1 pseudogene (cut by both window edges) is annotated in these 234 nt (G+C 24.6%); it reads right to left on the bottom strand.

Going from position 1 to position 234, the window contains the following annotated elements:
- A pseudogene (gene rpsH, locus LUA84_RS03870) lies at nt 1-234 on the bottom strand (30S ribosomal protein S8) (it extends past both window edges: 86 nt to the left, 55 nt to the right).

Consider the following 234-nt stretch of genomic DNA (forward strand, 5'->3'; position numbering starts at 1 on the left):
ATAATATTCCAAAACCACTTGCAGCTAAATATCTTTTTTCATAACTTTCTAATTCTCTATATGATACAGGAAACCTGGGATGAATTGCTTTTCCAAAATTAAAATATTNNGAAAACCTGGCAATTATCTTTTTCCCTTCAGTATTATATTCTTCAACAAATCTATATACCTTTAATTTTTCTAAAATATTCAATAATAATTTATTATAATAATTAAACTCTACATCTCTTCTCC

This window comes from Candidatus Nanopusillus massiliensis (genome assembly GCF_920984865.1).